At 41.4% G+C, this 12,500-nt stretch carries 15 protein-coding genes; 6 read left to right on the top strand and 9 right to left on the bottom strand.

The window, feature by feature from the left end; genetic code table 11:
* Positions 1-313 precede the first annotated feature (313 nt).
* Entirely contained in the window at positions 314-2,011 is a 1,698-nt protein-coding gene (locus HWQ36_RS13085) for an iron uptake porin (protein ID WP_292703049.1), read from the top strand.
* 63 nt (positions 2,012-2,074) lie between these two features.
* Here HWQ36_RS13085 and HWQ36_RS13080 read toward each other — a convergent pair whose 3' ends face one another.
* The 6 genes from HWQ36_RS13080 to HWQ36_RS13055 all read right to left on the bottom strand — a co-directional run bounded on the left by HWQ36_RS13080 (position 2,075) and on the right by HWQ36_RS13055 (position 7,199).
* On the bottom strand, positions 2,075-2,200 hold the full coding sequence (locus HWQ36_RS13080; RefSeq protein ID WP_292703047.1) for a hypothetical protein: 126 nt from the start codon (positions 2,198-2,200) through the stop codon (positions 2,075-2,077).
* Between the two features lie 1,268 nt (positions 2,201-3,468).
* Positions 3,469-3,807: a CpeR family transcriptional regulator gene (locus tag HWQ36_RS13075; RefSeq protein WP_292703044.1), complete on the bottom strand. Its 339-nt coding sequence runs from the start codon at positions 3,805-3,807 to the stop codon at positions 3,469-3,471.
* Complete coding sequence (locus HWQ36_RS13070) at positions 3,801-4,430, bottom strand: chromophore lyase CpcT/CpeT (protein ID WP_292703041.1); 630 nt, start codon at positions 4,428-4,430, stop codon at positions 3,801-3,803. The genes HWQ36_RS13075 and HWQ36_RS13070 overlap by 7 nt, the downstream gene beginning before the upstream one ends.
* 60 nt (positions 4,431-4,490) lie before the next feature.
* Positions 4,491-5,027, bottom strand: a complete 537-nt coding sequence (locus HWQ36_RS13065) for a phycobiliprotein lyase (RefSeq protein WP_292703038.1) — start codon at positions 5,025-5,027, stop codon at positions 4,491-4,493.
* Between the two features lie 170 nt (positions 5,028-5,197).
* Complete coding sequence (locus tag HWQ36_RS13060; RefSeq protein WP_292703035.1) at positions 5,198-5,956, bottom strand: phycobilisome rod-core linker polypeptide; 759 nt, start codon at positions 5,954-5,956, stop codon at positions 5,198-5,200.
* 661 nt (positions 5,957-6,617) lie between these two features.
* On the bottom strand, positions 6,618-7,199 hold the full coding sequence (locus HWQ36_RS13055) for a phycobilisome protein (protein WP_292703032.1): 582 nt from the start codon (positions 7,197-7,199) through the stop codon (positions 6,618-6,620).
* 181 nt (positions 7,200-7,380) lie between these two features.
* On the opposite strand from HWQ36_RS13055, the gene HWQ36_RS13050 reads away from it, so the two are divergent.
* Together HWQ36_RS13050 and HWQ36_RS13045 are read left to right on the top strand one after the other, a co-directional pair.
* Positions 7,381-8,043 carry a HEAT repeat domain-containing protein gene (locus tag HWQ36_RS13050; protein WP_292703029.1) on the top strand — a complete coding sequence of 221 codons (663 nt, stop codon included), beginning with the start codon at positions 7,381-7,383 and terminating at the stop codon, positions 8,041-8,043.
* Between the two features lie 275 nt (positions 8,044-8,318).
* On the top strand, positions 8,319-8,519 hold the full coding sequence (locus tag HWQ36_RS13045; protein ID WP_292703026.1) for a hypothetical protein: 201 nt from the start codon (positions 8,319-8,321) through the stop codon (positions 8,517-8,519).
* A gap of 15 nt (positions 8,520-8,534) precedes the next feature.
* Here HWQ36_RS13045 and HWQ36_RS13040 read toward each other — a convergent pair whose 3' ends face one another.
* Together HWQ36_RS13040 and HWQ36_RS13035 are read right to left on the bottom strand one after the other, a co-directional pair.
* Positions 8,535-8,702, bottom strand: a complete 168-nt coding sequence (locus HWQ36_RS13040; protein ID WP_292703023.1) for a hypothetical protein — start codon at positions 8,700-8,702, stop codon at positions 8,535-8,537.
* A 132-nt stretch (positions 8,703-8,834) separates the two neighbouring features.
* Complete coding sequence (locus tag HWQ36_RS13035; protein ID WP_292703020.1) at positions 8,835-9,683, bottom strand: pentapeptide repeat-containing protein; 849 nt, start codon at positions 9,681-9,683, stop codon at positions 8,835-8,837.
* A gap of 115 nt (positions 9,684-9,798) precedes the next feature.
* Between HWQ36_RS13035 and HWQ36_RS13030 the strand changes: the two genes are divergently transcribed.
* The 3 genes from HWQ36_RS13030 (at position 9,799) to HWQ36_RS13020 (ending at position 12,218) form a co-directional block, all read left to right on the top strand.
* Positions 9,799-10,374, top strand: a complete 576-nt coding sequence (locus tag HWQ36_RS13030) for a phycobiliprotein lyase (RefSeq protein WP_292703017.1) — start codon at positions 9,799-9,801, stop codon at positions 10,372-10,374.
* 312 nt (positions 10,375-10,686) lie between these two features.
* A complete protein-coding gene (locus HWQ36_RS13025) occupies positions 10,687-11,421 on the top strand; it encodes a 15,16-dihydrobiliverdin:ferredoxin oxidoreductase (protein ID WP_114082073.1) in 735 nt (244 codons plus the stop codon).
* Between the two features lie 50 nt (positions 11,422-11,471).
* Positions 11,472-12,218, top strand: a complete 747-nt coding sequence (locus HWQ36_RS13020) for a phycoerythrobilin:ferredoxin oxidoreductase (RefSeq protein ID WP_292703008.1) — start codon at positions 11,472-11,474, stop codon at positions 12,216-12,218.
* On the opposite strand, the gene HWQ36_RS13015 is transcribed toward HWQ36_RS13020, so the two are convergent.
* Positions 12,201-12,335, bottom strand: a complete 135-nt coding sequence (locus HWQ36_RS13015; RefSeq protein WP_292703005.1) for a hypothetical protein — start codon at positions 12,333-12,335, stop codon at positions 12,201-12,203. The two genes, HWQ36_RS13020 and HWQ36_RS13015, sit on opposite strands and share 18 nt — an antisense overlap.
* Positions 12,336-12,500: the final 165 nt, after the last annotated feature.

Raw genomic sequence — 12,500 nt, 5'->3', positions numbered from 1 at the left:
GGAAAGAGTTTTCTCAATTCCCAATCCTCAATTTTTAACTAAGTTTGGGGATTTAAGTCCCCTGGCTCTAAAGGCAGAACGAATTGAACACCTAAGCTAAATCCCCGTCACAAAACGTAATTACGAATTACGAATTACGAATTACGCGAAGCGGTACTAGTCCCCAGTCCCCAATACCCTGTTATACTCGTCCTTTTAGAAGTTGCCCAGAAAGATTAAGTCTAATTTTGGACAAAATCCGTAAATTTTCCCAGGTGAACGTTAGACAATAGCGAATACACTCTTCACTTAAGTATGTGAAGAGTGTAAAAAGTTGAAAAGTATACTTGTTAGCCACAGTCATCGCCAAACCTGGATACTCGCATGGTTGCTAATTGCGGGAGTAAATGGAGTTGGACAAAAAGTATCAGCACAAGAATACATCAATACAGAAACTACACAAGCCCAGGAGAGTATAGACTTAAATTCTCCTCCCCTCTCCCCTGAAGATTCGATGGCGCAAGTTACATCGGTTTCTCAACTCAAAGACGTACAACCCAACGATTGGGCATTCCAAGCATTACAGTCTTTGGTAGAACGCTATGGTTGTATAGCAGGCTATCCAGATAGTAGCTATCGCGGTAATCGCGCCTTAACTCGGTATGAATTCGCCGCCGGGGTGAATGCTTGTTTAGATAGAGTCAACGAATTAATCACTACAGCCACCAGCGATTTAGTCACCCGCGAAGATTTAGCAAGATTACAAAAATTGCAGTCAGAATTTGCCCCGGAATTAGCAACTTTGCGGGGTCGTGTCGATAGTTTAGAAGCCAAAACTGGCGAACTTGAAGCCAATAAATTCTCAACAACAACCAAACTCAGTGGACTACTAATAGTTGGTATTCAAGGACGGACTAGCAATCGTGGTGATGTGAACCCTAGAGATGGACAAAAAGATACAGATGATGCTGGGACAAACACCAATGTCATATCCCTGGCGCAACTATATTTGACTAGTCAAATTACTCCCCGTAGTTACTTGTTTACAGGTCTTATAGATGGTAAAGGAAAAACTACGCCTAGATTTACCAATAGTGTTTCCCGAAATGATGTTTTACTTGGCTACGAATTTCCTACAGATAGCTTGATTGTAAGTGACCTCAATTTTCATTGGCTGGTGACAGATAAATTAGCAGTGATGGTGGGAACAGAAGGTGTAAGTATGCCTGCTGCTTTCCGAGGCCCTAATCGGGTAGAAAGTGCTGCAACAGGGCCTCTGTCTTATTTTGCCCAAAGAAACCCAATTTTAAATATGGGATACGGTCACGGTGGTATAGCCATTGATTGGCAATTTGCTAAACGCGCTAGTTTGCAGGCAATTTATACTAGTTATCAACCAGGAAATCCCGGTAAAGGTAGCGGTTTATTTGATGGAACCACAACTACTGGTGTGCAATTGCTGCTGACACCAACTGATACTCTAGATTTAAGTTTGTATTACGTCAACAATTATGCTTCGGATGGTTGTTTGCTAACCTTTGTTGGTGATGAATGCTTAACTACAGTTAATACCACTACCGGAAAATCAGCACCTTTGCAAACTAATGCCGTGGGTGCGACTGTCACTTGGCAAATTTCACCCCGCATTAGCGCAGGTGCGTGGGGTGGTTATACTAAATCTTATATTCCTGGGCAATCGGGAAATGTAGAAACGACGAATTATATGGTGTTTATGAATTTTCCTGATTTATTTGCCAAAGGAAATTTGGGGGGAATTTATGTCGGTCAACCTCCTAAAATCACCAGTAGCGACCTACCTGTGGGGAATAATGTCCCTGATTTTATTAATACCGGTTTAGGACGTGCAGGTGGACAACCAGGGACTACTACTCAAATTGAGGCATTTTATCGTTTCCAGCTAACAGATAACATTAGCATTACACCAGGAATAATTCATATCTTGGAGCCTGGTAATACACCAGATAGTGACTCAGTTACCATTGGCATTCTGAGGAGTACTTTTAGTTTTTAATTTTGCTTGCAGACAAACATTATAGAGCTTACAGCATATCAGACGAGAAGTCCGTCTGATAAATTAAACTTTTTGGCGATTTTTGCGTAAGTTTTGGAGATATAAAAAAGGTTTGGCGGTGAGCCAAACCTCTATATAAATCCAGTGCATAACAACATCCCGAATTAATTTACTCATTATTATATTCATAGGGCATCTTCCTATAGGATGTGTGCAAATATCCTCAAACCTGATAGGATATTTTTCTAGTATCATTGAATACCTCAAATAAAAAATTAATCTGCCAAATGCTAGAGACTATGGCAGATTAATTTAGATATTAAAGATAGTAAAACAACTAAAAATATTTTTACATCCAAAACTTGCATGAAAGCGATTTTTCCAACTAGTAAGCAAAATAAAAGACGGGATAAATCATCCCGTCTAAATAGCTTGAAAGTGGCAATACACCTTGGACTCTGCAAAAAACAGCACAAATAAAACTTAATAGGTTGTAAGACGAACAAATAATATGAACAAAAAGAATGCTAGTTGAGCTTATTCTTAATGTTTTAATCATTTGCATTCTAGCTAATATATCACAGCTTAATTATCATGTAATGTCAAAATGCCAAATAATTAACAACAAAAAAGACGGGCGTTAGCCCGTCTTCTGTATAATAAGTAAAAACATCTTGGTAATTTCTGCAATATATCAAAATACTCTAATCACTGGCTGCCAAATTGCCAAATACTTATCAATCAAGGACAAATATTATTTTCTCTGTACTTAAATGTTTTTGTCGGCTATAAATTTTACTCTGAGGAAAAATTAATAGTTACTCAAATAATGTAGTTTTATCTATATTGTATAATAATTTACGAAAACCACGCAAATAGACGCTGTAGGGGCAATCCGGTTCGATTAAGATCCCCCCGCCTGCGGCGACCCCCTTAAAAAGGGGGTAAAAGAGGGTTAAAAGCCCCACTTTTTAAGGGGGATTGGGGTGGGGTTCTTGTGCCTTACTCAAGCGAGAACCCCACCCCCAACCCCGCTCTTCGAGAGGGGACTATGATGTACCTTGTATGATTAGGAAACGCTATACAGCGCTTCCGGCTATTATGCAATACAGTTTTTTTCCTTGCCCTCTCCTATCAAAGCTTTCAGATTTGGGAATGTACCTCATAGCTGCCGTAAGTGCTGTATTAGAACGTTAACCGAACCGTATTGCCTACAGTGCAGGTTTATTTATCATCAAAAAATGATTAAGAAAAATTTATTTTTTAGGCAAAATCTACGCAGTATTGGATTATTTTGTATAGTATGTATTTCTAACAAACTTAGACGGCTAACTGTTAATAAGTAACAGCTAATCATAGTAAATAATTAGCAATTAAACATTAACAATTAGCCGTCAATCCCTTTGGGGAGTATTTAAAATTCAAAACTTCAGAAGGATTTTCGAGGGAAAGTCACTCTAAGCACGCTCATCAAATCTAGTGTAGAAACCACCGTATTTTATCCAGTATTGTTTCAAAGTATGATGAGGAGTATGTAAACTAGCTTTGGCCTGATATAAAATTACTTGGCGATGATCGCCCATCCAGATTTTATTAATGGGGTCAACGGATATTACTGTTCCTCCTAAAGAAGCGACACATTCAGAGAATCTTTCAATGGTCGTATATTCTAATGTCTCGAATATAAAAAAGTTACCTGAACAAATCAAGTGGCGACTACGAATCCAACAGCGCATCTTTTTTTCAGCCTGTGGAGGTAACATTTTATATTTAACAGATTCAAGCTGAATCAACATAATGCTCTCACTGCAAGTAATTCATCAGCAAAACTTTCTCGTTTTTCAAATCGCAAAGGGCCAGCAGTTGATCCCCATATCTGCTTGTGGGTTTCAATATCTATACCTTTATCTAGACTTATCCAAGTATCCTCGGTTATTTCTACGTCGCTGACTAGATATGTCTGGCATCCATTGCGGTTAATCAGACATTGATTGCCTGGTTCCACGCTACCCCGAAACATTTCACCCTCTCGCATAAAAACCATCGAACAGTTATAACGCCGTTCGATGCTCTCTGGGGTGATGGTTTTGAGGATATCTAATTCACGAGCCGCACCTGCATAAAGCATCTGGTCTTTCAAGCTGTAATTTTCGATATAAATGCGATCGCCACAATCTACCAGTTTATGTACTCCCTGGCGATAGGGTGTCCATAAATCGTGATCGTAAGCTTGTTCTGAATAAAAACCGATGGCAGAAAAAAATTCAATCGGTAAAGGACGGAAAAAAATGTGAATGTGGGCGTAAAGTTGGGGATTTGCAAAAGATTGCTTGTAGTTGCTAAAATCTCCTGCCATCCAACAGGCTAAGGTGAGCAAATCACTAGCGTTGGTGCTAGATTCACTGGGTGCTATTGTCATAATTCAACCTCAGTAGTGACAAAACCAGATGATTCCTTCTATGTTTTAACCTGAATATTACTAACTGGTTGAACTAGACAAAGAGCGAATCTCTGAAGAAAAGGAAGCTGTTGTCACGCCTTTACCATCACTGGTTTTAATTGTCGCTACCCGAAATCGCAGATTTGGTGTGGCAAACCAAATTCGCTCTTCAGCAGCAGCGTGTTCATATTCTGTCAGCAGGGTAAAAATACCATCTTCACTTAAGTGGTATTTACCCACTGCTGGGATTGTCTCAGCGTATCCTCGATCGCGTAAGAGTTTTCCTTTAGAAGGATTTTCTATATCTGGAATTGGCACTAGCACGGTGCTACCAGAGATTGGTTTATCGTCCCAGTCTGACTCACCTTTCCAAGTCATCCGAAAGGGGTGAGTGATACTGCCGGGGTCAGTGTCATACAATTGACAAATTGCTAGTACCGCCGGATCGTCGGTGGATAGAGACTCGATGTCAATGTTAGACAGCACTTGTTCAAAGTGAGCGAATGCTAAATGATGACCGCTACGTTGCGATCGCCATTGTCCAATTGAAAGTTCAAAGAATTCAGTAATTTCCATTAGAAAAGTGATTTTAAAAAGTAGCTTACAATCCAAGAGATATCTTAGCTAAATAGTTATTCTCCCAGTTATATACTAGCTTCCTTGACTGAGTTGGGAGTTAGGAGAGACGCGATTAATCGCGTCTGTACAGGAGATTCTCCCCCCAGTCCTACTCCCCACTCACCTACTTAAGCAACTTCAGTGATACTGATGATTTTGCCGCCCGTTCTATGAATGTTTTGCACTTGCCCAGACAGTTGGTTGTAGTTAACTACATATTCAAGGTTGCCCAGACGAGTACGGAGATTATTTGAACCTTTGACTGCCTTAATCAAGAAGCGTTTGCTGGTGCTGTTTACACTAGAACCAGCAGCAGGAGCCTTGATAGATGTGGGTAAATTTGCGCCTATATCACGGATCAGTTTGGCTTTGCGATCGCTATCGCTGCTTGCTACTCCTCTCAATAAGGTAAAGGTGCGGTTAAAGGTAACGTTCTTAATTCCTATTTGGGAGCTAGTGCTGCGAGGATAAGGAACAATATTCTCGCCAAAATTCTGCTGATACTCTTCGCTATCGATATAGGATTCGATTTCAGCATCGTAGCCTTGTTCGTTGTAGATGCGGACGTGTTCGGCAATTTCTGCTTGATCGGCAGGAGGACGACCTAGCAAGTGTTTGAAGTTCAGTTCAATGAACCGATATTGGGAAGAAGAACTGAAAAACAGGGATTGATAGAGTTCTGATTTCGCAACGGTGTTGACGAATTCGCGGACGCTGATTTTGCGATCGCGCAATTGCGATTCGGCAGTAGCTAGGCGCTCACTTTCTAGCAAGTGAGCATTCCCCAAAACCTGTTTGTAAACTGCCCGAATCAGTGTTTGTAATTCACTTTCGCTGGTGTTCGGACGCAGTTCAACATTAGGTGAATCAATAGCCCATAGTGACATTGAAGTATCTCCCTAAAAACGTAAATTAAATGGAATTTTTGAGCATCCTACCCCTTATGGGCGTGGAATTTCGCCTCAGCTGTCAGTTATTTTTGCTACTGACTAGCATTTGTAAAACTTTATTTTTTTAAAGTGCGTTAGATATCTTTGTATATGACAACTGACGGCAGAATTGAGCAAACCCTAATCGTGATGCTGGTCTAAAAGCTATTCAAACTATCTCCCACATTTAACAACTAAATTTTATGAGAAGGAATTCAGCAGATGTTAAAAAAACTTTACATCTTTGTGACAAAGGAAAGGTCATAGAGACTTCAAATCCTTATTAGTCTTGATTATTTAAGTTTTTACATCATCAAATACCTTTACATATTTTGATACGATGCTGAAACCATATTTATTAATTTTTATTAAGTTAGATAATGCTTTAGAGAAATTTAAGCTTGTTTTTAGTATTTGATTTGCGATTGGGATGCAGGCGATCGGATTGTTGTTTTCCCTTGAGCAAGAGTATTTATCGTGCTGAGTCACTAAAGTTAATCTTGGTAAGTGGGCAAGAATAAATCAAACTATGTTACGTAATGTAAATTTAATTAAATTGGCTCTTGGTAAGCAGATATAGCCGTGACTACAAACCTTGAATTATTCACACTCACTTACCTTACCGAATTTGGAAAGTAGCCAGTTGGGTGATTAAATGGTCAAAGTAGGGATTAAGAATTTCTTGCTGATTGGCTGGGCAACGTTTCAAACTAGCAGCTTTAATGCTTTTTAAGCCTAAGAGCATTGCATCTAATGGAACTTGTAATTCCTGATAGAGTAAATTCATATAGTGCAGTCCTGTGGGATTTGTATACTCAGCGTGCCCACCTGCGATGCCATAAGTAATGCAGCGAAGAAAATGCCAAAAATCTCGCCAGCAAGCTTGGGCGCGTTCAGGCGGATAAAGGCCACCTCCAGGCTGGATAATTTCAGGATAGGTCGTCAAAACCTGCTCTCTAGCTTCATCAACAATTTCGGCGGCGCGATCGCGTAACAATACAGCAACAGGAATCAATTCAGAATTATCGGGTGACAAGGTTGTAATCTGCAATAAATCTTCGTCGTTCAGATAGCGGAAAGCATCATCCGCAGCTTGGAATATGGCAATTGCTACTTTGGAATGAGACTGTTCCCACTCAGCAAAGCTGATAATTCTAGCTTTGGCGATTAATTCTTTGACGGTTTCGCTTAATTGAGTCATTGGCTTTGGGAATTGGGAATTGGGCACTTGTACTGAGCGAAGTCGAAGTATTGGGCATTGGGAACAGAGAAGAAGTTGTAGTAAGTCTTTCCCCCCTGCCCTTGGTTAAATCTTCCCAAATGCGATCGCTATTTTTTGACATCTGTAAAATAAAGTAAAGATAGCTCTACCAAATGCACCTATGGAAATTCATCAAATCCAAACTGAACTGAAGAACCCAGATTTTCACCATCGTTTGAAGGCGATCGCAGCCCTCAATGATTATGAATCAGAAGTTGCAGTTCCTCTCTTAACAAGTAAACTTCATGACTCAGAATTTTTGGTGCGTTCTTTTGTAGCTAGGGGTTTGGGTAATCAACAATCAGCAGAATCCTTTGCTGCTTTGATGCAAATTATGAAATTTGATGATACCCCTAATGTGCGAGCAGAGGCGGCAAATTCTTTATCGCTATTTGGTAGAGTCGCGGTTTCTCATCTAGTTATGGCATTTTATCAGGATGACCACTGGCTAGTTAAGCGGAGCATTTTAGCTGCGATCGCTGAAATGGATTGTCCTGAAGAACTATTTGATATCTGCGTTCAAGGTTTAAAAGATGAAGATTTCACAGTTCAGGAATCCTGTGTTGATGGACTCGGCTTACTAGCTAATTCTAGCCAACAGACTGCGGCATTATCCCAAATACTAACGTTAGTGAATGATGAATCTTGGCGAATGCGCGTGCGAGTTAGCTATGCCCTCAAACGCTTTGACGAGCCGGAAGCAAAAGCAGCCCTAAACCAACTTAGACAGGATGAGGATCACCGAGTTGTCGGAGCCGCTTTAGAAGACTTGTTGCCACAATAGCCATCTGGGTTTGTGCCGAATATTTTTGCGATCAAAAGGAGTCAGAATACAGAATACCATACCTACAAATTCATCAAAGAATCGCACATAATTCATGCTGAATTCTGTTAGCGGTAGCGGGGCGTTTAGCCCGTCCTGAGTTTTGAATTCTTCTTTATAAAACTTATTTGAACAACAGATAACATATTATCTTACCTTAAAATTGACCAAAATATCCGGGTAATCTGCCAAAATCTGGAAGAAAAGATCAACATTTTCGAGATGAGGAGACATTTGTGACTGATATACAAACTGGTCAAATGACTTGGCGACCACCAGGTTCCTCAGAGTGTGCTTTACATTTGCGGCATAAAGCTTGGGAACCCTGGCGATCGTATAAAGAATTTCCCCAATATGCTCTACCCGATCCACCGGGTTTTTCCGAAGGATACGCTACATTTTTAGCGCTCCTAAAAAAGAACTGGCAACCTTTATGAAGAATGCTGTATTGGTCAAAATAATTCGTAGATAATAGAGCCTCCGGCACGCTGCGCGTTTAGCGAAGCTATGCCGCAGGCTTTACGTAATTCGTAATTGTTACCCCACGACTGAAGTCGCTTGCTCTGAAAAAAGGCAGGCTGTTTTTTATCTCCATCAATGAATTGAGTTGCTTTGTCCATTAGACATCTCCAGAAATTAAATATGCGTTATCCAGAACCCTTGTAGAGACGTAGCACTGCTACGTCTCTACATTCTTTTTTGGAGATGTCCATTAATTACGAATTACGAATTACGAATTAGTAATTATTTGGTCAAGCACTCAAACTCTCACGAGTTGTTGTGCGAGTGTAGGCGTTCCAAACGTCGAGTTCTGAATATGGACGGCTTTTAAGCATGGCTTTAGTTGCTTCTGTGAGTCCTTGGGCTAAAGTAAAATCTGCACCAGCGATACTTTGAAGATGCTCCATCTCTGCATCACAGAGGTCAGTTGCTCGTAGGTCTGCATCCCGCAAATCGGCTCCAGTTAATCGAGCATTCCGCAAACAAGCCCCAGTCAAATAAGCTTTCGTCAAGTCAGCGCCACTTAAAGCCGCACCTTGCAAATTTGCTCCTGTCAAGTCAGCGCCACTCAGGTAGGCTCCACGCAGATTAACACCTTGTAAATCTGCGTTCCGTAAAGAAGCTGTGTTGAGAAAAGCACCATTGAGATTAGCACCCGGCCCTACCGCTCCCGAAGCTTTGTAGTTATATTCTTGGGGCCATTTCGTATGTGTATCATAACGCGCTACTTGCAGTTTAGCTCCCTCCAAATTTGCGCCACTGAGATTGGCTTGTTGGAGGTTAGCACGGTTTAAATAGGCTCCCTGCAAATTAGCTCCACTCAAATCGGCTCCTTGCAGATTAGCGCCTCGCAAATCTGCGCCACTCAAATCGGCATTACTCAAAACTAGCTCACTGAGGTCGGCTCTTAGTAGCTTGGCTTTGCTCAAATTAGCTTGTTGTAAATCGACTTCCCTGAGATTGAATTGGTATAAATCGACCCAATCCAGAAGGATTCCGGCTTTGAGGGCTGTTAATATTTCTGGAGTTGGACTGGGGCGTTCGGCAAAGCCGTTGCCGTAGGCATCGCTAGTAATAAGTTGAATTTCACTATTTGTCATCAGTTGATAAAAATATAACTTTTGGAGTTATTCTACACTTTAGCGAAATCGGGACTTCATCTCATTGCTCAGTATTCAATAACGGCAAAATTTGATAAAAGAGGTTTTAAAACAGATGCATCTAATACCGCCCTTGTCAATGATCGACTTCTTCCGTAAAAGTGAGGGTACATGGTTTACGGAACGCTCCGTTCACCATTTTGACTCGGCGGCGGATGAGTCTGGGCAGTCAAATTTGATCATTAAAGTCATGAAAAAGAATGATCCGAAAGTCCAAGAAGTCTGTAAAGACCAAGGGATAGACCCTACTAAAGCAACAGGCGGTGCTAGCTTTGCATGGCAGGCTAACTTAGACACCAGGCTACCTAATGATAATGCTGCCATTTTGGTTGATATTCCCGACGAAACGAGGCGTTCTGGAAAACTGATCCGTAACCAAGGCTATGTTGAGAGCATTCCCGTTGTAAGTCGGTATCAGTTTGCCGATGATGGAGTGCTGACGATTGATACTGACTATGATAATAACCAAGGTCAAGAACGTTGTTGGTTTGTTACTGATGATTTTCGTGTCAGGGTTAGTACCGTGCGAATGATGAACGGTGTCAACTTAATGACTTATTGTTCTGAACGTCGCTGTGTTTCCCAAGAACTGCTAGAGCAAATGATCGCTCAGAATCATGCTAGGCGTTAGTGGGGAATGGGGAATGGGGAATGGGGGAGATGAGGGAAATAAGGGAGATGAGGGAGCAGGGAGACAAGGAGGACAAGGGGGACAAGGGGGAATTATTGAATAGTCTCTTCCTTGTCTCCCCCCTCTTCCTTGTCTCCCTTGTCTCTTCTTCATGCCCAATGCCCAATACTTCGACTTCGCTCAGTACAAGTGCCCAATGCCCAATGCCCAATGCCCAATTCCCCATTAAGGAATGTTGCTTTGTTTCTCATAAATGAGACGTGCATGATTGACATCATTTATTTTCATGCAAGGGTTAATAAATCATGCTCCATGTATAAGCCTTTCCTGGAATTTTTAGAAAAAGAGCTATTTCAGCGCTTTGATTTACAAAGTAGGGTCATTCCCCCTGGTTTGGAATTCAAAGTTAGCGATCGCGGCAGAAACCCTGCAACTATTCGCAGTTGGTGTTACCAATCTCAAGAGTTGCGGAAAATTCGCTATACCTATATTGATGCCGGGGAAAGCGCCCAAATTTTTAACAGCGTGGTTTATCCTAGTCATAACTACGATTTACCTCTGTTAGGGATTGATTTTTTATCCTTTGGCAAAGTCAAAAATCTAATTGTGCTTGACTTTCAGCCTTTGTTTCAGGATGAAGATTATCAAAACAAATATATAGCTCCGCTAAAATATCTCCATAATAAATACCCAGATTTGGCGCAAAACTTAGAAATGAAGTTTTACGATGCCAACCAGTATTTTTCTAAGTACCTCTTGTTTGCCAAAACAGATGCCGAAACAGTCTCAACGCGAGTCTTTGAAGCTTTTCAAGATTATTTAAACTTGTATTGGCAAATGCTAGCAGATGCCCAAGCGCTTCAAGATCCAGAAGATATCCAACGGATTGTCAAAGCCCAAAAAGACTATGACCAATATAGTGCAGACCGAGATCCGGCATCTGGTTTGTTTAGCAGTTACTTCGGTCATGAATGGGCGGAGCGTTTTCTCCATGAGTTCTTATTTGAAGATGCTGTTCCTCTAGCAGTCAGTGCCAGCAAAAGATAACCAATTCGGCATTGGTTGAATTTTGAATTTTGAATTCGGAGCGAAGCGACGTGACACTTTATCAGCCATTTCTCGATTATGCGATCGCCTACATGCGATCGCGCTTGGATTTAGAACCCTATCCCATCCCCACTGGGTTTGAGTTCAAAAGTGCTGTTGTGGGTAAGGGCAAAAATCAAGAAGAAGTTGTCACCACTAGTTACGCCTTTCAAACTGCAAAATTACGGCAAATTCGTGCTGCTCATGTCCAGGGTGGTAATTCGCTGCAAGTGCTGAATTTTGTGATTTTCCCCCGCCTCAACTACGATTTACCCTTTTTTGGGGCGGATTTGGTGACATTGCCAGGAGGACACCTAATTGCTTTGGATATGCAGCCCCTATTTCGGGATGATTCAGCATATCAGGCAAAATATACTGAACCGATTCTGCCCATTTTCCACACCCATCAACAGCATCTATCTTGGGGAGGAGATTTCCCAGAAGAAGCACAGCCCTTTTTCTCTCCCGCTTTTCTGTGGACTCGTCCCCAAGAAACGGCTGTAGTAGAAACTCAGGTGTTTGCCGCTTTTAAAGACTATTTAAAAGCTTATCTAGATTTTGTCGAGCAGGCGGAAGCTGTAACAGATTCCCAAAATTTAGAAGCCATCGAGCAAGCCCAACTGCGATACCTACGATATCGGGCTGAAAAAGACCCAGCACGAGGGATGTTTAAACGCTTCTATGGTGCCGAATGGACTGAAGAGTATATCCACGGCTTTTTATTCGACCTAGAGAGAAAATTAACAGTCGTCAACTAGAGGCTCTTGTACAGGAAGTAAGGAGCAATGGCAAATTATAGTAGCCCAAGCAATGGCGATCGCATGGTAAGAATTATTTAAGCGATCGCTTTTGTATGTAATAAACTTTGACCTCACTTCCATTCCTCTCTCTACAAAACCAAAATGTTGTAGATCCTCCTAAATCCTCCGATAAATTGGAGGACTTTGAGAGTTTTTTGCCCCCCTTTTTAAGGGGGGTTGGGCAGGGTGGTTTCATACAACCAGAGAAAAACTAAAACTGGGTTTCAAAGCCTCTCTCCG

The sequence above is a fragment of the Nostoc sp. NMS2 genome (assembly GCF_017115105.1).
Classification (GTDB): Bacteria; Cyanobacteriota; Cyanobacteriia; order Cyanobacteriales; family Nostocaceae; genus Nostoc.
This window is presented reverse-complemented; position numbering and strand designations above follow the sequence as displayed.